The sequence below is a fragment of the Haemophilus sp. HN_Hi10 genome, from assembly GCF_049821985.1.
Lineage (GTDB): Bacteria > Pseudomonadota > Gammaproteobacteria > Enterobacterales > Pasteurellaceae > Haemophilus > Haemophilus influenzae_D.
This window is the reverse complement of the sequence record NZ_CP187495.1, coordinates 1,098,771-1,119,500: the sequence shown is the minus strand read 5'-3', so window position 1 is coordinate 1,119,500 and position 20,730 is coordinate 1,098,771. Positions and strand designations below refer to the sequence as shown.

The window sequence follows — 20,730 nt, the reverse complement described above, 5'->3', positions numbered from 1 at the left end:
AAATAACCGCACTTGTTGCTTTTCTCAAACAAAGTGCGGTCAAAATCATTTAGTATTTATTTTTTACTTTCCGTTTTTTCTTCGGATAGGCTGTTTGCTTGATTAATTTTCTGATCTGAATTAAAGATAACGAAATCAGCTGCCATTTTTTCAGCTTCTTTTAAGAAGAAATCTGGTGCTTCGTAATCTTTCGGCAAATCATCAATATCTTTCAACGCTTTCTTACCCTCACGTTTAAAACGTTCGTTCAAATCTTTTAAACGTCTTGCATCATCTTTATCATTCTCTGCTTTACGCATTTTATAATTCAATGATAGAAATTTTCGTTCTCGGCGTTCATTTCTCACTTTCAATTCTTCATTCAATGCAACAAATTCAGGATCTTTAGCAATACGAGCAAGATGTTTTTCATTTAGAATATTTACTGCATTATTAATATCATCGATATTTCCTACTTCCATATAACTCGCTGATGGGATTTTATCCCAAGCAAGCGCATTATCTTCTTTATCTTCCCCATATTCTTTCGCATCTATAATTTCGGGGAAATTAATATCGGCTGCAACACCTTTTAATTGGGTTGAACCACCATTAACTCGATAAAATTTTTGAATAGTATATTGCAAAACACCCAACGGACTCTGATCTAAATCATAGATAAAATTTAGCGATCGACTCTGTTGCACCGTACCTTTACCAAAAGTATTTTGCCCGATGATAATACCTCGACGATAATCTTGCATTGCTGCAGCAAAAATTTCTGATGCGGAAGCACTGTAACGATTAATCATCACAAATAATAACCCCTTATATTGTTGCGTAGCATCATCATCTTCGTGAACACGAATACGCTGATAAGCATCGCGAACCTGCACAATAGGGCCATCAGCAATAAATAAACCACTTAATGCCACGGCTTCCGTTAATGCACCACCGCCATTTTCACGTAAATCAACAATTAGAGCCTCAGCTTTTTGATTTTCTAATTTAACCAGTAGTTTTTTGACATCTTCGGTTAGTCCAATATAAAAACTTGGAATTTTTATTACCGCAATGTTTTTTCCTGACACTTTTTCAAAAGTTAGTTTAGCCGCTTGATCTTCAATACGGACTTTATCACGCACCAAAGTAATAATACGTGATTTTCCCCCTTTAGCAGGCTCAATTTCCAAGCGAACTTTAGTGCCTTTTTTCCCTTTAATTTTTTCTACCAAATCTTCTAAACGCCAACCAACAACATCTTCAATATCGCCTGTTGCTTGCCCAACGCCAATGATTTTATCCCCAGGATGCAGTTTTTTACTACGTTCCGCTGGCGCACCAGGTACAAGAGATTTTATGCTAGTTTCATCATCTTCTGATTGTAAAGTAGCCCCAATGCCTTCCAAGGAAAGATTCACACTTTCATTAAAACTTTTCGCTGTTCTTGGGGAAAGATAACTGGTGTGAGGATCAATTTCACGCGCAAAAGCATTCAAATAAATTTGAACAATATCGTCTGCTTTTATTTGCGTTAAACGACGAATGGCTAAATTATAGCGTTTTGTAAGTTTTGCTTTGATTTCTGACCATTTTTTATCTTTTAATTTAAGATTAATAATGTCATTTTTTACGCGAGCATTCCAAAGTTTATTCGCATCAGCTTCAGTTTGTGGAGCAGCCGCTTTTTCACGATCAATTTCAATTTGATCTTGACCATTTAAATCAGGCTCTTTATCTAATAAAGATAACGCATAAGTATAACGTTCATAACGACGTTTGATCATTACATCATAAATCTCAAACGCAGCAGAAAGATCGCCTTGATTTAACTGATCATCTAACTTATTACCATATTTTTGACGAAGTTCGTCTATATCAGACTGCAAAAAAGTATTGTGGCTAAAATCTAAATTTTTAATATAACGATCAAAAATTTTCTCGGAAAAATCATCATCTAATTTAATCTTACGATAATGGGATTGAGTTAATCTCGTCGTTGCACGCTTAGTTGCCAGCTGGTTTTCTTCACTTATCGCTGGAGTACTAATGTCACTTGGCTTTAACTTAGGTTGTACAGCAAATGCAGGAATTGCACTGCTCAAACATACCGATAACCACGCATAACAAATCACATTTTTTGACATTTTAAATTTCATAACCATTTCCGAGTCAATTTTCATTTATTAAGCAAATAAACGATCTGCAGCAACGTTCATAATCAAACCGTTTTCAAGTTCAACACGTGCTGAATCTTTTAATACTTCTACCACTGTTGCTTTTTTAGCATTATCTCCAGCTTTAACTTTCACAACAGAACCAACAGAAATTTGTGAAAAATCAACCGCACTTAGTGATAATTTACTCTCTTTTTTAAGGTTTTTATTCGCTGGTTTACGCAGATGCTTTTTTTGTTGTGCTTTTTTAGCTGCGGCTTCTGCTTTACGTTTTTCCGCAAAACGTGCTTTCGCTTCAGCAAGTTGCTGTGCAGCGTGAGCAACATGTTCTGCATCTAATACACCCGCAGGATTACCCTGTAAATCAACACGCACTGCACCTTCACGACAGCCATATAAATAACGCCAATTTGATGTGTATTGGCGAAGAGCCTGACGCAATTGGGTTTTACTTACGCGTTCATCATCTTGTAATGCTTCAGCTAAATCTTGAAATAAACCTATTTTTAATGGTTTTGCTTCGCCCTCTAAAACAAAGCAAAGAGGAAATTTTTCTGCTAAATAAGTAATGATAGCTTTTGCGTTGGTTAATTTTTGCACTTCCGTTTGCACATCTGTAACTTGAGATGATAATTGTGTGTCAGTCATAGTTATATCCTTGAGGCATTAATAAAATAAAGATTTGCCTAGTTTATCGCACTTTTTACAAAATTAACAACGGATCCCGTTATGCTGAATAAATTTCACACAAAAATAACGCCAAGACTTCACAAATACGTTAAAACAACGATAGAATGGCACGTTTTTGATTTATAAAGAAAGACCACAAGCGTGCCTAAAACAAAGCTAACTTCGCCTCCATTTAAAATTTTAAAATGCACAGAATGTGATGCTTGCATTAACGTGCCTTCTATTCTTCAATCAAATGAACAAGCCGAATGCCCACGTTGTCATCATCTATTAGCAAGTGGTACGAGGTGGTCATTACATCGTTGTGCAATGATTGCATTATCTATTTTGATATTAATGCCCTTTTCCTTGAATTACCCCTTATTAAGTTTACATTTATTGGGTATTAAAATTGATGCCTCTATTTGGGATGGCATTTGGAAAATGGCAGTGGGTGGTTATGAATACACTGCGTTTATGATCTTTATTTGTGCAGTAGTAATGCCGATTACGTTTGCACTTTTAGTTATTATGCTTTGGCTGGCTAAGATTTTTCAGATAAAACCTCGTAGTGTTTTACTATTTCTTGGTTACATTAAAGCTTGGGTAATGTTTGATGTTTATTTAGTGGCACTCGGAGTAACCATATTTAAAGTACGCGAATATGCAACATTAGAAATTAATATTTATTTAATTCCTTTTATTTTTACCGCACTTTTAACTACGCTGCTTTTTATCAAACTTAATCTTTCCGCCTTATGGCAGGAATTTTATCCTGAATGCACTTCAGTTTATACAAAACAAGCTGTTGAATTATGTCCTGCTTGCCATTACACATTCACGCAAAAATCTATCCATTACGATCATCAACAAAAAATTTGTTGTCCCCGCTGCCAATCGCCTCTTAATACATCGGATAAGCTAAAATTACAAGCAACTTGGGCAACCTTAATTGCAGGGATTATTATGCTTTTTCCTGCAAATTTATTACCTATATCTGGCATTTATTTAACAGGCGCATTATCTGAAGATACTTTAATTTCTGGGGTTATTTCATTTGTTAAATCAGGTAGTTATTTTGTTGCTTTTGTTGTATTTTTTGCCAGTATTTTCGTGCCTATCAGCAAAATTTTTATTATGCTTTACTTACTTGCTTGCGTGCATTTTAAATGGCAACATTCTATTAAATGGCAAATGCGTTTATTGCATCTAGTACATTTTGTTGGACGCTGGTCTATGCTTGATTTATTTGTATTAGCCTTAATGATGTCGCTTGTCACACGCGGAGAAATCATTAATTTTACCGTAGGGCCAGGCGCATTTTATTTTGGTGCAGCCGTATTTTGCACTATGCTTTCCACCTCACAATTTGATAGCAAATTAATTTGGAAAATTTATGACAGAGAAAAATAATTCCTCCTCAATAGAAGAAAAATGTCAAGAAATAACAGCGAACTTACGTAAAACAAAACGCATTTCGCCTTTTTGGCTATTGCCTTTTATCGCATTATGTATCGGGGCAATTTTATTCTTCCAAATTGTGAAAGAACGCGGTACTAGCATTACGATTACTTTTACCAATGGTTCAGGTATCGTTGCGGATAAAACTCAAATTCGTTATCAAGGATTACAAATTGGCATAGTAAAAGAAGTTCATTTCACTGATAACCTGCAAAAAGTGGAAGTTGTAGCCAATATCAATCCTGAAGCATCAAGTATTTTGCGTGAAAATACAAAATTTTGGCTTGTGCAACCAAATGTTTCACTTGCAGGCATTTCAGGATTAGATTCTCTCGTGTCAGGTAATTACATTACTCTTCAACCGGGTGATGGCGATCGTGAAGATGAATTTATAGCAGAAGAACAAGGTCCTATTGCGCAAGTTTCTGCGGGAGATTTATTGATTCACTTAATTTCTGATGATTTAGGTTCGATTTCTATTGGTGCGTCTGTGTATTTTAAAAAATTACCTGTAGGAAAAATCTATGATTACCGTATTAATAAAAACAATAAAGTAGAAATAGATGTGGTCATTGATAAAGCCTATGCCAAGTTTGTGAAAAAAGATTCACGCTTTTGGAATATTAGTGGCATTAACGCGAACATTAGCCCAGCAGGCTTAAACCTAAATGTAGAAAGTTTAAATGCAGTTGTACAGGGGGCGGTTTCTTTTGACTCTCCAGCTGACAGCCCAAAAGCAGATGAAAATAGTCATTTCACGCTCTATACCAATTTAAAAGCAGCTAAACGTGGGATTGAAATTAAGGTAACAATTCCTGCCTCTTCCGCTCTTATTGCAGGGCAAACGGAAGTTTATTCTCAAGATAATGCTATAGGGATTCTCGCCAAGCTAAGTGCGGTAGAAAATAACGATGAAATTTTAGAGGGCAGTTTATTGATAGATCCAAACCAAGCCTCTTTGTTTAAAGCGAATAGCAAAATTGTCCTACGCAATAAAAAAATGGATCTTGGCAATTTAGCAGAACCAAAAAAATTCTTTCGTGGCGAATATTTTGATGTGATTGCGGGAGACGGCGAAACTAAACATCAATTTAACGTGATTAAAGAAAATGAATTATTACTCAATGCGCCTAACACGTTAGTTTTAACCCTTACTGCGCCTGAAAATTATGGTGTAAGCGAAGGGCAAAATGTGTTTTATAACAATATGATAATTGGGCAAATTGTTTCACAAACAATAGATGTAAATGGCGTACAATTTAAAGCAGCAATTGCCTCTGAATACCGCAATTTAATTCACGAAGATACACAATTTGTGGCAGCAACCAATTTTGATATAAGCGTTGGATTAGATGGATTGCGTTTTGAATCCGCGACACCAGAAAAATGGTTACAAGGCGGCGTTCGAGTGCTGGCAAAACAAGCTTTGGGAAAAGCTAAAACCAGTTATCCGCTTTATCAAAATATCAGCAATGCTGAACATGGCATCACAGGAAATATTCTTACGCCAACGATAACCTTACACACCCAAACCTTACCAAGCATTGATAAAGGCTCTCTTGTACTATATCGTCAATTTGAAGTAGGAAAAATTTTAAGTATTAAACCTAAAACAAATAACTTTGATGTAGACATTTATATTTATCCTGCTTATCAACATTTATTGACAGATAAAAGCCGTTTTTGGGTAGAAAGTGCGGCAAAAATAGATGTCAGTCCAAAAGGTATTAGTATTCAAGCAACGCCACTTGCACGTTCCTTAAAAGGGGCGATTAGCTTTGATAATGGCGGTTCAGGCAATAATCGAACACTTTATGCAAATGAAAGTTATGCAAAATCCATCGGGTTTGTCATCACGTTAATCACAGATGATGCAACTAATCTTAGCAAAGGAATGAATCTGCGCTATTTAGGCTTAGATGTGGGGCAAATTGACAGCATTCAGCTTGATGCAAAAGCGAAACGCATCACTGCAAAAGCCCTAATAAATCCAAATTATATGAATATAATTGCAAAAGAGGGGGCTAATTTTACGATAATCTCGCCACAAATTTCGGCAGGTGGAATAGATAACCTTGATAGTTTATTACAACCTTATATTGATATTGAAATTGGTAATGGCAACACAAAAACACAATTTAATTTAGCGCAAACAGCACCACAACGTAATAAATTTAGCAATGGCACGCCGTTTATTTTAGAAACGCGTGATGCGATGAATTTAAGTGAAGGTTCGCCAATTCTTTATCGAGGTGTAGAAGTTGGCACAGTGAAGAAATTTGAACTTAATAGTCTTGGTGATCGTGTATTAGTGCATATTGCCATTATGCCGAAATATAGCCATCTTGTTCGACAAAACACAGAATTTTGGATCGCATCAGGCTACGACTTTAGCTTAGGCTGGAAAGGTGCGGTATTTAATACGGGTAGCGTTCAGCAGTTGCTAAAAGGTGGGATTTCTTTCTCCACACCAGCAGAAAAAGAAATTCAACCGCAAGCGCAGCCCAACAAACGTTTCTTGCTTCAAATAAACCGCCCTGAAGAAGTGCAAACTTGGGGAAGTGGCGCGTTATCAAAATAACATAAATGAAAATATTTAATCTGCACCTTAATGAATTAGGGTGCAGATAAGCTATTACCATTTTTCTAATGCTTCTTTATCACTCTCTCTTGCTTCAATCCAACGCTCGCCTTGATTGGTTTGTTCTTTTTTCCAAAATGGTGCTTTAGATTTTAAAAAATCCATAATGAATTCATTGGCATGATAGGCATCTCCACGATGTGCGGAACTTACCCCCACTAAAACAATTTCATCGCCAGTTTGTAAAAGCCCAACACGATGAATTACCGATACACGTTGAATATCCCAACGCGCTTTCGCTTGTGCAACAATTTCATTCAACGCTTTTTCAGTCATTGCGGGATAATGTTCTAAATACAAACTAGATACTACATCGCCTAAATTAAGATCGCGTACTTTGCCAACAAATATAACCGTTGCACCAATTGAATGTTGCTCAGAAAGCCATTGATAAACGGCATTTTGATCAAAAGGCTGTTCTTGTACCGCAATTTGAATATCCGTCATTTAGCCCCCTGTTACTGGTGGGAAAAAGGCAATTTCATCGCCATTTTTTACCGCACTTTCTAAAGGCATTAAGGTTTGATTAATTGCCACTAAAAGTTTACCTTTTTCCAGTGCCAATGCCCATTTATCGCCCTTTTGAGCAAGGTGTTCACGCACCGCTTCCGCAGTGGCAAAATCATCTTCTAATTGAATGGCATCAATGCCAATTAATTCACGAGTTTGAGCAAAAAATAAAACATTTAACATCTTATTTTTCCTCCGCAATAAAATGACCTGATTTTCCACCGCTCTTTTCTAACAGGCGAACGTGCTCAATCACAATGTCTTTCTGCACAGCTTTACACATATCGTAAATGGTTAAGGCTGCTACGCTTGCCGCAGTTAGTGCTTCCATTTCTACGCCAGTTTTTCCAGTTAATTTGCAAAGAGATTGAATGCGAACTTGGTTGGTTTCAAGTAATGGTTCTAAATTCACTTCTACTTTAGAAAGTAACAATGGATGGCAAAGTGGGATAAGCTCCCAAGTGCGTTTTGCGGCTTGAATACCCGCAATACGAGCAGTAGCAAATACATCGCCTTTGTGATGTTTACCTTCCACGATCATGGAAAGAGTTTCTTTTGACATAGTTACAATGGCTTCAGCACGAGCTTCACGAACAGTTTCCGCTTTAGCAGAAACATCCACCATATTGGCTTCGCCTTGAGAATTGATATGTGTAAATGTAGTCATAATATAATAAAAGTGCGGTTAAAATATTGAATGTTTTAAATAAGCGACAAAAAAGCAGATGAATATTGCTATTCATTTCACTTTTTTTAACCACCAATAGACGCTAAATGATTTCTTACACCAGTATCGCCGATATGCAAATAATGATGTTCACGTTTGCCTTGAAGTGCGGCAAAAATACGAGCCTGTAAAATACCTTGCTGTTCGTGCGACTGCAATAAATCACGTAATTCAATGCCTTCTTCGCCAAATAAACAAAGATGAAGTTTACCTTTTGCTGACACTCTTAAACGATTGCAACTTGCGCAGAAATTCTTTTCATAAGGCATAATTAAACCAATTTCGCCAGTATAATCAGAATGCGTAAAGACTTTAGCAGGGCCATCAGTGTGAGACTTATGCTGTAATGTCCAACCATTTTTAAGCAATTTATCCGCCAATACTTGTCCAGAAAGATGGAATTTATCAAAGAAACTATCCATTTCGCCCGTTTGCATCAACTCAATAAAGCGCATTTGAATTGGGCGATCTTTAACCCAAGCGAGAAATTGTTCAAATTCTTTATCATTCAGATTTTTCATCAAAACTGAATTAACTTTGACTTTGTTGTAGCCCACTTCAAATGCACGATCGATACCACGCATCACGTCATCAAATTTATTGATACCTGTAATTTGATGGAACATTTTGGGATCAAGGCTATCAACACTGACGTTAATAGACGTAATCCCTGCTTGCTTCCAATCAGCCACATCTTTTGCCATGCGATAGCCGTTTGTCGTGACGGCTAATTGACGAATGCCATCAATATTAGCAATGCTTTCAGCAATAGAAATAAAATCTTTGCGTAAAGTCGGTTCGCCACCCGTTAAACGGATTTTCTCTGTGCCCATTTCAGCAAAGGCTTGAGCAAGATGGGTGATTTCTTTTAAAGTTAAGAAACTTGGTTTGTTAGCTTCGGGTTGATAACCATCAGGTAAACAATAGGTACAACGAAAATTACACTGATCGGTAATCGACAGTCGTAGATAGTAATATTGACGTTGGAAAGGATCGACTAAGCGAGACTCTCCTACGTTCTTGATAGGAATGGATTGCATTTTACACCTTTCTAAATATGGAGAGGATAAACCGTTTCCAGCGTATCCCTGAATAACGTAGCGCGTTATTGGCTTGCCACCGTATTTCTTGTGAAACTTAGGCTAAACAAGCTCGGAGTTATGCGTTAAATTTGATTTGTCGTCATTCTAAAAGATTTCACTTCATAAACACAATCAATAATATTGATGAAAATCAGTATTTTCCTAAATTCTTAAAAATCAATTATATAAAAAAATACATAATGAATATAAGACTAGCTCATTAGTGATAATTAATCCTATTTATATTAATAACCATAAATTTTTAGCTGATTATTATGAGGTATTTTTATTGATTTAAATCATAATTTAATCAATAAATAAATTTCTCTACTTTTCATAATCAGAAAAATATCCTACCATTTTTATCGGATTTATTTTTACTAATCAATATAGGAGTGATTTATGTCTTTTGCCCAACAAAAACTTAGCGAACTCGCTGTTTCAATTCCAGGTGCAACTAAAATTTTTCGTGAATATGATTTAGATTTTTGCTGCGGAGGTTCTGTATTATTAGAAGTCGCAGCACAACAAAAGAATCTTAACCTTGCTGAAATTGAAAAACGTTTAACTGATTTACAACAAAGTAAAGCAGAAAATAATGATAAAGATTGGACTTCGGCATCTTATGCGGAGATGATCGATCACATTATTACTCGTTTTCATAATCGCCACCGTGAACAACTCCCTGAATTAATTACATTGGCGGAGAAAGTAGAAAATGTACATGGTGATCGTGATGACTGTCCTATAGGCGTAACCGCACAGTTAGAAAAAATTTATGCTGAACTTAGCCAGCATTTAATGAAAGAAGAACAAATTTTGTTCCCAATGATCAAAATGGGGAATTATGCTATGGCCTCAATGCCAATTCGTGTAATGGAAATGGAACACGATGAAGCAGGACAAGATGTGGAAGTGATCAAATCCCTTACTAATAACTGCACGCTACCAGCAGATGCTTGTTTCAGTTGGAAAGCCTTATATAGCGGTATTAATGAATTTATTGATGATTTAATGCATCATATTCATTTGGAAAATAATATTTTATTTCCACGTGTATTAAACGAAAAATAATTTAATATTCGTCAAAAAATAACCGCACTTTAATCTATTCCGAAAAACAAACTAAAGTGCGGTCATTTTTACAAGCGTTTTGAGTTGGTCGATAAGCCGAGTTCTGTCGTGGACAATCATTCCTCTAGGCGACAAATTGCTCTGCCGCTCAAGCAACCTACCCGAACTCTGGACGGGCCACCCATTGAGTTCCTATTTGGTCTTGCTACGAGTGGAGTTTACCCTGCTGCACGTTGTTACCAACGGCACGGTGCGCTCTTACCGCACCCTTTCACCCTTACCGTTTACACGGCGGTCTGCTCTCTGTTGCACTGGTCGTCGGCTCACGCCGCCCGGACGTTATCCGGCACTCTGCCCTGTGTAGCTCGGACTTTCCTCTCGTTTACTTGTCCCACTAGGTCGTATAAATACGGTTAAGGGCTTCAATAAACCAGCGATTGTCTAACCAACTCGGCACGTAGTATAGGGGCAATCACTAGTGCGGTCAATAAAATCCCCAATTTTTGAATATTGCTTCATCAATCTTATAAACAATAATTGCCTAATTTTTCATTCGTATTTTTTTATGATTCCGCTAAAATAATGCCAATTTCAACCGCACTTTTAGGAAGAAAAATGAACTATCTAAAAATTGCACAGGATTCCCTTTCAGTGGAAAGTAACGCACTTTTGCAACTCAGCCAGCGTTTAGGCGAGGATTTTAATCAAGTCGTGGATTTAATCCTTGCTTGCGAAGGACGTTTGGTAATCGGAGGGATAGGAAAATCGGGTTTAATCGGCAAAAAAATGGTGGCTACCTTTGCCTCTACGGGTACACCAAGTTTCTTTTTACATCCAACAGAAGCCTTCCACGGCGATTTAGGTATGTTAAAACCAATTGATATCGTGATGTTAATTTCCTATAGCGGCGAAACCGATGATGTCAATAAACTGATTCCAAGTTTAAAAAATTTCGGTAATAAAATTATTGCTGTGACGAGTAACAAAAATTCCACGCTCGCACGCCATGCAGATTATGTTCTAGATATAACTGTTGAGCGTGAAGTGTGTCCAAATAATCTCGCACCAACAACCTCCGCACTTGTGACGCTTGCGCTTGGTGATGCGCTCGCCGTATCGCTTATTACGGCACGCAATTTCCAACCAGCTGACTTTGCCAAATTCCATCCAGGTGGCAGTCTTGGTCGTCGTTTATTATGTAAAGTGAAAGATCAAATGCAAACTCGCCTACCAACAATTTTACCCAATACCAATTTTACAGATTGTCTGACCGTGATGAATGAAGGGCGAATGGGCGTTGCCTTAGTGATGGAAAATGAACAACTTAAAGGCATTATCACGGATGGCGATATTCGCCGTGCGCTTACAGCCAATGGTGCAGAAACGCTGAATAAAACAGCCAAAGACTTTATGACAAGTTCACCAAAAACTATTCATCAAGACGAATTTTTATCAAAAGCAGAAGACTTTATGAAAGCGAAAAAAATTCACTCGCTAGTGGTTGTTAATAATGAAAATCACGTGGTGGGTTTAGTCGAATTTTCAAGCTAAGGAATCCCAATGCAACAAAAATTAGAAAATATTAAATTTGTCATTACTGATGTAGATGGTGTACTCACTGATGGACAACTTCATTATGATGCCAATGGTGAAGCCATCAAAAGTTTTCATGTTCGCGATGGTTTAGGCATAAAAATGCTGATGGATGCAGGTATTCAAGTGGCAGTGCTTTCTGGTCGCGACTCTCCTATTTTACGTCGTCGCATTGCCGATCTTGGTATTAAATTATTCTTTCTTGGCAAACTTGAAAAAGAAACCGCTTGTTTTGATCTTATGAAACAAGCAGGCGTCACCGCCGATCAGACCGCTTATATTGGCGATGATAGCGTAGATCTCCCCGCCTTTGCAGCGTGTGGAACTTCTTTTACTGTGGCTGATGCCCCTATTTATGTAAAGAATACTGTTGATCATGTACTTTCTACTAATGGAGGAAAAGGAGCATTCCGTGAAATGTCCGATATGATTTTACAGGCACAGGGAAAATCCTCTGTGTTTGATACCGCCCAAGGTTTCCTAAAATCAGTGAAAAATATGGGGCAATGATAACTAATTCGTCAGTGTTATTGCTTAATAAAAAATAAAGTGCGGTCAATTTTCAAAGCGTTTTAAAAACCTCTCAAAAATCAACCGCACTTTTATCTTTATAACGCCCCTATGTTCTGACAGTTTATCTCTTTCTTAAAATACCCATAAAGTTGTGGCAATAGTTGCGTAATCAAATTTAATTGCTGATACGGTAAACTAAAGACGGTGCGTTCTTCCCCAGTCATCTCTTGTTTTTCCAATTCCTTTAAATGTGTTTCGATACTTTCTTGCTGTTGGCTAAAAATAGCTTCGGGGATTTCTTCAATGTGTTCTAAGGTATAAATAATTTTCTTCGCCACAGGATAAAAACCAGATAAAAACTGTGCGGTCTGTTGCAAATTTTTCATTCTGTCGCGATAAGCACCAAGGGCAGAAATATAGCTTAATAAAGAATAATTAAGCTTGAGCAAATCAAAACCTTTCTGTAAATATGCCTTGTATTTCACTGGTTCATTATTCATATTAGAAAGAGTTGCACTCAGTGCGGCTGCATATTGATGGGCATTGCGACGTGCTATGCGATATTTAAGATCATCACTTTTACCAAATTGCAATTGGCTAATAATATGCAATAAATACACCGCATCGCTACGCAATGCTTGATGACTCACTTTATCAAGTTGCAAATATTTCCAATCTGGCCATAAATAAGAAACGGCAAACCATGAAATCGCTGCACCAAGCAAAGTATCGAGTAAACGAGGCATTAACGCAGCTGCCGTATCAAATCCCATGACATCAAAACTCAGCAAGACTTGTAATGTGATGAAAAAGGTCGAGAAACTGTAATTATTACTACGGAAGAAAAAGAACAACGTACTTGTAAGCACCACAAGACCCAGTTTTAATTCTAAGGTTGGATTTAAATAAGGTAATAATGACCCCACCACTACACCTAATATCGTGCCAATAATACGCTGACGTAAACGTACTTTAGTTGCTGAATAGTTTGGCTGACATACAAATACAGTGGTCAATAAAATCCAATAACCAAGATTAAATTGGAAAAACTCAACAATGGCACAACACAAAAATACCACAATAGATAAACGCACTGCATGACGAAACAACGGCGATTCAAAAGTAAAATGGCTAAAAATCACCGCACTGATATTTTTTAACCCTGTGATTTGTTCCGTATGAATTTGAGCCAATTGTTCTGTATCCGTCGTTTCTTGTGCTAACTGGCGAAGTTGCCAGTTAATACTCTGTAAATTATCTAACAAGGTTTGAATATCAATCAGTTCATCTTGCACATTAGTATGTTGAGTTTGATATAACTCAAAGGAATGCAAAGTGCCTAAAAGCGCACGTTCCACACATTCATTAAAATGATAAGGTTTATTTTCACGCAAACTCGCGGTGATTTCTTTACAAGATTGTGCTTGTAGTTCTAATAAACGTTGAATACGGAAAATCAAATCTGTATTTTTTAGTTTTTCCGTTATTTGTTGATAATCAAAATGCGTAGAATTGGCGCGTTCGTGAATATCTTGTGCGGAAAAATAGTAACGTAACATTCTCTGGGTACGCGGATGGCGATGTTGCCCTCGAATGCGATAAAAAAGCGCAGTGCGAACAATATTAAATGCCGTGACAACATTTGCATTTTTCATTGCAAATTTGAGATGTTTTTTCTCAATCTCAGCCACTTCGTCAGGATCAAAAAAACAGGATTTTGTATCTAAATATTCGCCCAACGCACAAAACGCTTTAGCGACACTTTCTTGTACAGGACGATTTGGGAAAAACAGGTAAACAATGATAGCGACCACACTATAAAGCAAAGTACCACATAAAATCATTACAGGGTTAATAAACCATACATTTACCTCTGGGATATAAGTTAATGTGGTGTAAAGCGCAACCACTAATGAACCAAACGCAATGGTACTATAACGCTGCCCCACGGCACCAATCATAGTGAAAATAAACGTCAGCACCGTCATTAACACAATATATTGGATAGGATTACCAATATGTAACTGCACAATAAAGGAAGAAATAGAAAAGGCAATAAGGGTAAAAAATACGTTTTTCAATCGTCCAGTTAAACGGTTATCCAAATCCACCAAACCACCTGCAATGATGCCGAGAATCAAAGGCATTGATTGCGAAGAAATATCAAAAAACCATATTCCCACTGCCGCAATATTTACGGCAATAAAAACAGGAATTGTAGAAATTACTTTAGCATTTAACCGAATATTCATTTCAAATCCTTATCAAAATAGAAAAGTGAACAACAAGGCTCACTTTTTATTGTATAAAGTGCGGTCATTATTTATGGGATTTTGCCCAATTTAAGAAACGTGTTTGAGTTTCTTTATCCGCTTGTTGGAACCAATATTGGAGCTGTTGCTCTGTAACATTTTCGCCCTGAACAACCACTTTGCCTTTATTCGCTTTTGCATTACCTGCTGGAGCAGCAACCATTGAATTAACAAAAGTTGTTGTAGCAAATGCAGAAACTGATGCAGCTGCACCAGACGCATTATATTCAGCAAGATCATTTAGCACATTAGCACTTGGGAATAAACCTTCTTGTTTTAACACATCCACTTTCGCTGAAATAGCATTACCTGATTTTGTTTTCACAGTAATATTTGGCATTTGATTGAATTTATCGCCACTGTCAAGATTACGAATAACTGGTGCAGAAATAACTAAATCTTCAGCATTACCTTGAAATGTCACAATCACGGGATTAGATTCAAAAAGAGATTGATTCGATCCTGAACCAACAATTTCATTTAGACGCACAACAACCTGATGGCTTTGGGTATCATCTACAGTAAATGTCTTAGCTTTTCCGAGAGATTTAGAGGCTTTTTGACCATCAATCGCTAAAAACTCAAGGTTAGATGACGTAGAAACCATTCCAGCAAAGGTTGCCGTACTTGCGCATAAAGTGGCAAGACCTAATACAACAGCACGTAATTTCATAATTGCTCCTTTGGTATAAATGAAATACTCGCTTATGCTATGCCAAATTAAGCAAAATGAAAATATAAAAAGTAAGAATTAATTTAAAATTTTTTGTTATAAATAGCAAAAACAATCACAATGTTTTATTATGTTGGCGATCTACACACTAAACCAGTGTCGTGAAAATTTAATCCATTAAATATCAACGGGAGTAACAATGTTGAACGATATTTTAACAGGCTATGGAATTTTTATTTTGGAAATTTTAACAATTTTATTACTCATTCTTGCTATTGTTGGTTTGATTATTTCTTATCGCCAACATAACAAGTCTAAAACGGGAGAATTAGAAATTAAAGATTTATCAGAAGAATTTAATGAACAAGTTCGTTTATTACGTGATTTTAATCTTTCTGAAGAAGAACTAAAACAGCAAGCCAAAGCAGAAAAAAAAGCTGAAAAACAAAATGCTAAAAAACGTAAAGAAAAATTGAAAAAAGGCGATACTTTAGAAGATGAAAAGAAAGCTTGCGTATATGTATTAGATTTTTGCGGCGATATTTCAGCCTCAGAAACAACCGCACTTCGCAAAGAAATTTCAGCTATCTTAAATGTCGCCAAACCTGAAGATGAAGTATTACTACGTTTAGAAAGTCCTGGTGGCATTGTGCATAATTATGGATTTGCAGCCTCTCAATTGTCTCGCTTAAAACAAAAAGGCATAAAATTAACCGTTGCCGTTGATAAAGTGGCTGCAAGTGGCGGTTATATGATGGCTTGCGTTGCCGATAAAATTGTATCCGCACCTTTCGCTGTTATCGGTTCTATTGGCGTTGTCGCTCAAATTCCAAATGTTCATCGACTATTGAAAAAACACGATGTCGATGTAGATGTAATGACTGCGGGCGAATTTAAACGTACAGTGACCGTATTGGGCGAAAATACGGAAAAAGGCAAACAAAAATTTCAACAAGAATTGGAAGAAACACATAAATTATTCAAACAGTTTGTCTCACAAAATCGCCCTTGCCTAGATATTGACAAAATCGCAACAGGCGAACATTGGTTTGGACAACAAGCCATTGAATTACAACTTGTCGATGAAATCTCAACGAGTGATGATTTAATTTTGGAAAAAATGAAAGAAAAACGGGTGCTTAATGTTAAATACCGTTTAAAAAAATCCCTAATAAAAAAATTCGGACGACAAGCTGAAGAAAGTGCGATAAATATCATTCATCGTTATAGTGCAAAACAGTCTAAAGACTTTATGTACTAAAAATTTATTCACAAAAAAGACAGAAGTTTTTATTTCTATGTTTACAAGACAAATCTTTGTCATTAAGACACTCGCCGATCTTTAGGGGGGTTATTATATTTAATTCATAAAAATATAAATGGAGAACAAGTTCCCCAACTAGTATGGCCAAAAATTGATTCCGCAACCTTTAATCACGATGGCAGTCAATTTGGTTCTTGGCCAAATTGGGACAATCTCCGAATGATTGAAAGTGGTATGAATAAAGACCAAAATCGCTATTTAGCATTTCCCCTTAGCAAAATTTTCTATTGTTCTTGCTTCCATAAATAGGGATAATAACGCCCCTATTCAAAAGGCAAAAAATAATGACGCACTATATTTTATTAATTATCGGAACCGCATTAATTAACAATTTTGTATTGGTAAAATTCTTAGGACTTTGCCCTTTTATGGGCGTATCCAAAAAAATTGAAACGGCTGTGGGAATGGGATTAGCAACAATGTTTGTTTTAACTGTTGCTTCCCTTTGTGCATATTTGGTCGATCACTATATTCTAATTCCCTTAAATGCCACTTTTTTACGTACATTAGTGTTTATTTTAGTTATTGCTGTAGTGGTACAATTTACCGAAATGGCAATAAACAAAACAAGTCCAACATTATATCGTTTACTCGGCATTTTCTTGCCTTTGATAACCACAAACTGCGCAGTACTTGGTGTCGCACTATTAAATATAAATCTTGCTCATAATTTAACAGAATCTGTCGTTTATGGTTTTGGTGCATCTCTCGGCTTTTCCTTAGTATTGGTACTTTTTGCCGCGCTTCGTGAACGTTTAGTCGCCGCTGATGTACCAGTCACTTTTCGCGGTTCAGCCATTGCTTTAATTACTGCAGGCTTAATGTCCCTCGCTTTTATGGGATTTACAGGACTTGTAAAGTAATAAAATGATTTACTTTTTAATGATAATAACTCTCTTAATTTTATTTATTGGGCTGTCTCAGTATTTTTCAGGAAAAAGAAAGAAATAATGACTTTTTTATTCATCGTAATTACGCTACTTGCTTTAATTTTCGGTGCAATTTTGGGCTTTGCATCAATTAAGCTCAAAGTGGAAGCTGATCCTGTCGTAGAGAAAATTGATGCTATTTTACCGCAAAGCCAATGTGGGCAATGTGGTTATCCTGGTTGTAAGCCTTATGCTGAAGCCATTTGCAATGGCGATGAAATCACAAAATGTATTCCAGGTGGTCAAACAACTATCGTAAAAATTGCCGAAATTCTAGGGGTTGATGTGCCAACAATGGATGGCGTAGAAGAACCTATCGAGAAAGTCGCTTTTATTGATGAAAATATGTGTATTGGCTGCACAAAATGCATCCAAGCCTGTCCTGTTGATGCCATTATTGGTACAAATAAAGCAATGCACACGATTATTCCCGATCTTTGCACGGGTTGCGAGCTTTGTGTTGCGCCCTGCCCGACAGATTGTATTTTAATGATTCCCGTGAAAAAAAATATCGATAATTGGGATTGGAAATTTGATGCAAAACTTGTTATTCCAGTAATGAATGTCGATGGCTTTGAAAAGAAATTGGTTGTGGGGGAATAAATGGCGGACGTATTATCTCGTTTCAATTCCGGTAAATTATGGGATTTCAAAGGTGGCATTCATCCACCAGAAATGAAATCTCAATCTAATTCACAGCCATTACGCCATCTGCCTCTCGGCACGGATTTTTACATTCCACTCAAACAGCACGTAGGAACAACAGGCAATCTCTTAATAAAAGAGGGCGATTACGTTTTAAAAGGACAAGCCTTAACAAAAGGCGATGGCTTGCGTATGTTGCCAGTTCACGCGCCCACTTCTGGCATAATTAAATCGATTAAACCTTATGTTGCCACCCATCCTTCAGGTCTTGATGAACCCACAATTCATTTACAAGCAGATAGTTTAGATCAATGGATCGAACGTAATCCTATTGATGATTTTTCAACGCTATCGCCAGAACAACTTATCCACAAAATCTATCAAGCAGGTATAGCAGGTTTAGGCGGTGCGGTATTCCCGACTGCTGCCAAAATTCAGTCAGCAGAGCAAAAAGTCAAACTCTTAATTATTAATGGTGCAGAATGTGAGCCTTATATTACTTGTGATGACCGTCTTATGCGTGAACGCGCTGATGAAATAATAGAAGGCATTCGTATTTTACGTTATATATTGCGTCCTGAAAAAGTTGTCATTGCCATTGAAGATAACAAGCCTGAAGCCATAGAGGCAATCCGCAAAGCACTACAGGGAGCAAATGACATTAGCGTTCGGATCATTCCAACAAAATATCCCTCAGGTGCTACCAAACAACTGATTTATTTGCTCACAGGGATAGAAGTGCCAAGTGGTGCACGTTCGTCCAGCATTGGCGTATTAATGCAAAATGTGGGAACAATGTTTGCAATAAAAAGAGCAGTTATAAATGACGAGCCTTTAATTGAACGTGTCGTTACCCTTACTGGAAATAAAATCGCTGAAAAAGGTAATTATTGGGTTCGTCTTGGCACACCCATTTCCCAAATATTGAGCGATGTTGGCTATCAATTTGACAAGTATTTTCCTGTATTTGTGGGTGGGCCAATGATGGGACTAGAGCTTCCAAACTTCAATGCGCCTGTGACAAAAATTGTCAATTGTTTACTTGCTCCAGATTATCTTGAATATGCCGAACCTGAAGCAGAACAGGCTTGTATTCGCTGTTCTAGCTGTTCTGATGCCTGCCCAGTAAATTTAATGCCACAACAACTTTATTGGTTTGCGCGCAGTGAAGATCACAAAAAATCGGAAGAATACGCCCTCAAAGATTGTATTGAATGTGGAATTTGCGCCTACGTATGCCCAAGCCATATTCCTCTAATTCAATATTTCCGCCAAGAAAAAGCTAAAATCTGGCAAATAAAAGAAAAACAAAAGAAATCAGATGAAGCCAAAATTCGCTTTGAAGCAAAACAAGCACGGATGGAACGTGAAGAACAAGAGCGTAAAGCACGTTCACAACGTGCAGCACAGGCTCGCCGTGAAGAATTAGCACAAACTAAAGGGGAAGATCCAGTCAAGGCGGCACTCGAACGCTTGAAAGCGAAAAAAGCCAATGAAACAGAATCAACGCAGATTAAAACACTAACCTCAGAAAAAGGGGAAGTTTTACCTGATAACACAGATTTAATGGCACAACGTAAGGCTCGCCGTTTAGCTCGTCAGCAAGCAGCATCTCAAGTCGAAAATCAAGAACAATCTGTTCAGCCAACCGATGCGAAAAAAGCAGCGGTTGCAGCCGCACTTGCGAGTGCAAAAGCGAAAAAACTTGCGCAAGCAAATAGCACCGCCGAAGCTATTTCAAACTCTCAAACCGCAGAAAATGAAGTAGAAAAAACAAAAACTGCGGTAGAAAAAACACAAGAAAATTCAACCGCACTTGACCCGAAAAAAGCAGCGGTAGCCGCTGCGATTGCTCGTGCAAAAGCAAAAAAACTTGCGCAAGCAAATAGCACCGCCGAAGCTATTTCAAACGCTCAAACCGCAGAAAATGAAGTAGAAAAAACAAAAAGTGCGGTAGAAAAAACACAAGAAAATTCAACCGCACTTGACCCTAAAAAAGCCGCCGTAGCCGCAGCGATTGCGCGTGCAAAAGCGAAAAAACTTGCGCAAGCAAATAGCACCAGCGAAGCTTTTTCAAACTCTCAAACCGCAGAAAATGAAGTAGAAAAAACAAAAAGTGCGGTAGAAAAAACACAAGAAAATTCAACCGCACTTGACCCTAAAAAAGCCGCCGTAGCCGCAGCGATTGCTCGAGCAAAAGCGAAAAAACTTGCGCAAGCAAATAGCACCACCGAAGCTATTTCAAACTCTCAAACCGCAGAAAATGAAGTAGAAAAAACAAAAAGTGCGGTAGAAAAAACAGAAGAAAATTCAACCGCACTTGACCCTAAAAAAGCCGCCGTAGCCGCAGCGATTGCTCGAGCAAAAGCAAAGAAATTGGCAAAAACACAAGCAACATTAGAAAATAATCAGGAATAAAAT

Annotated in this window: 17 protein-coding genes, 1 other RNA gene, 1 pseudogene and 1 riboswitch; of the genes and pseudogenes, 10 read left to right on the top strand and 9 right to left on the bottom strand. The window is 37.3% G+C overall.

All coding sequences use genetic code 11. The features are described 5' to 3' along the window. Positions 1–56 precede the first annotated feature (56 nt). Positions 57–2,138: a carboxy terminal-processing peptidase gene (gene prc, locus ACPT8Q_RS05510; protein ID WP_005667183.1), complete on the bottom strand. Its 2,082-nt coding sequence runs from the start codon at positions 2,136–2,138 to the stop codon at positions 57–59. Between the two features lie 27 nt (positions 2,139–2,165). Then, positions 2,166–2,804 (bottom strand): RNA chaperone ProQ, encoded by a 639-nt coding sequence (gene proQ, locus ACPT8Q_RS05505; protein WP_005667181.1) that lies wholly within the window; start codon positions 2,802–2,804, stop codon positions 2,166–2,168. Between the two features lie 183 nt (positions 2,805–2,987). Between proQ and ACPT8Q_RS05500 the strand changes: the two genes are divergently transcribed. Further along, positions 2,988–4,238, top strand: a complete 1,251-nt coding sequence (locus ACPT8Q_RS05500; protein ID WP_005667179.1) for a paraquat-inducible protein A — start codon at positions 2,988–2,990, stop codon at positions 4,236–4,238. Further along, a complete protein-coding gene (locus tag ACPT8Q_RS05495; protein WP_005667177.1) occupies positions 4,222–6,867 on the top strand; it encodes a PqiB family protein in 2,646 nt (881 codons plus the stop codon). The genes ACPT8Q_RS05500 and ACPT8Q_RS05495 overlap by 17 nt, the downstream gene beginning before the upstream one ends. Before the next feature lie 54 nt (positions 6,868–6,921). On the opposite strand, the gene moaE is transcribed toward ACPT8Q_RS05495, so the two are convergent. The 4 genes from moaE to moaA form a co-directional block, all read right to left on the bottom strand. Next, positions 6,922–7,374, bottom strand: coding sequence for a molybdopterin synthase catalytic subunit MoaE (gene moaE, locus ACPT8Q_RS05490; protein ID WP_116965267.1), 453 nt, complete (start codon positions 7,372–7,374; stop codon positions 6,922–6,924). Further along, complete coding sequence (gene moaD, locus ACPT8Q_RS05485; protein WP_005650054.1) at positions 7,375–7,620, bottom strand: molybdopterin synthase sulfur carrier subunit; 246 nt, start codon at positions 7,618–7,620, stop codon at positions 7,375–7,377. A 1-nt stretch (position 7,621) separates the two neighbouring features. Next, complete coding sequence (gene moaC / locus ACPT8Q_RS05480; protein WP_005642378.1) at positions 7,622–8,104, bottom strand: cyclic pyranopterin monophosphate synthase MoaC; 483 nt, start codon at positions 8,102–8,104, stop codon at positions 7,622–7,624. 86 nt (positions 8,105–8,190) lie between these two features. Further along, positions 8,191–9,204: a GTP 3',8-cyclase MoaA gene (gene moaA, locus ACPT8Q_RS05475; protein WP_116965271.1), complete on the bottom strand. Its 1,014-nt coding sequence runs from the start codon at positions 9,202–9,204 to the stop codon at positions 8,191–8,193. Further along, positions 9,193–9,334, bottom strand: a riboswitch (molybdenum cofactor riboswitch). Its footprint overlaps the gene before it by 12 nt. Before the next feature lie 314 nt (positions 9,335–9,648). Here moaA and ytfE point away from each other — a divergent pair. Then, positions 9,649–10,320, top strand: a complete 672-nt coding sequence (ytfE, locus tag ACPT8Q_RS05470; protein WP_116940043.1) for an iron-sulfur cluster repair protein YtfE — start codon at positions 9,649–9,651, stop codon at positions 10,318–10,320. Between the two features lie 76 nt (positions 10,321–10,396). On the opposite strand, the gene rnpB is transcribed toward ytfE, so the two are convergent. Then, positions 10,397–10,773, bottom strand: an RNA gene (rnpB, locus tag ACPT8Q_RS05465) — RNase P RNA component class A. A 162-nt stretch (positions 10,774–10,935) separates the two neighbouring features. On the opposite strand from rnpB, the gene ACPT8Q_RS05460 reads away from it, so the two are divergent. Further along, positions 10,936–11,871: a KpsF/GutQ family sugar isomerase gene (locus tag ACPT8Q_RS05460; protein ID WP_162987610.1), complete on the top strand. Its 936-nt coding sequence runs from the start codon at positions 10,936–10,938 to the stop codon at positions 11,869–11,871. 9 nt (positions 11,872–11,880) lie between these two features. After that, a complete protein-coding gene (locus ACPT8Q_RS05455; protein ID WP_116965264.1) occupies positions 11,881–12,423 on the top strand; it encodes a KdsC family phosphatase in 543 nt (180 codons plus the stop codon). Positions 12,424–12,521: 98 nt separating this feature from the next. Here ACPT8Q_RS05455 and yccS read toward each other — a convergent pair whose 3' ends face one another. Together yccS and ACPT8Q_RS05445 are read right to left on the bottom strand one after the other, a co-directional pair. Continuing rightward, positions 12,522–14,678, bottom strand: coding sequence for a YccS family putative transporter (gene yccS, locus ACPT8Q_RS05450; RefSeq protein ID WP_050949075.1), 2,157 nt, complete (start codon positions 14,676–14,678; stop codon positions 12,522–12,524). A gap of 67 nt (positions 14,679–14,745) precedes the next feature. After that, on the bottom strand, positions 14,746–15,411 hold the full coding sequence (locus ACPT8Q_RS05445; protein ID WP_050949074.1) for a curli polymerization inhibitor CsgI-related protein: 666 nt from the start codon (positions 15,409–15,411) through the stop codon (positions 14,746–14,748). Between the two features lie 199 nt (positions 15,412–15,610). Here ACPT8Q_RS05445 and sohB point away from each other — a divergent pair, with 199 nt between their 5' ends. The 5 genes and pseudogenes from sohB to rsxC all read left to right on the top strand — a co-directional run bounded on the left by sohB (position 15,611) and on the right by rsxC (position 20,727). Then, the gene (gene sohB / locus ACPT8Q_RS05440; protein ID WP_050949073.1) at positions 15,611–16,672 is read left to right on the top strand and encodes a protease SohB; all 1,062 of its coding nucleotides are present in this window, start codon (positions 15,611–15,613) and stop codon (positions 16,670–16,672) included. A 117-nt stretch (positions 16,673–16,789) separates the two neighbouring features. Further along, positions 16,790–16,924, top strand: a pseudogene (locus ACPT8Q_RS05435) (OmpA family protein); the annotation flags it as partial. Between the two features lie 95 nt (positions 16,925–17,019). Continuing rightward, positions 17,020–17,598 (top strand): electron transport complex subunit RsxA, encoded by a 579-nt coding sequence (rsxA, locus tag ACPT8Q_RS05430; protein WP_005631902.1) that lies wholly within the window; start codon positions 17,020–17,022, stop codon positions 17,596–17,598. A gap of 87 nt (positions 17,599–17,685) precedes the next feature. Beyond that, positions 17,686–18,267 carry an electron transport complex subunit RsxB gene (gene rsxB / locus ACPT8Q_RS05425; protein ID WP_050949072.1) on the top strand — a complete coding sequence of 194 codons (582 nt, stop codon included), beginning with the start codon at positions 17,686–17,688 and terminating at the stop codon, positions 18,265–18,267. Continuing rightward, complete coding sequence (rsxC, locus tag ACPT8Q_RS05420) at positions 18,268–20,727, top strand: electron transport complex subunit RsxC (protein WP_050949071.1); 2,460 nt, start codon at positions 18,268–18,270, stop codon at positions 20,725–20,727. The last annotated feature ends 3 nt before the right edge of the window (positions 20,728–20,730 follow it).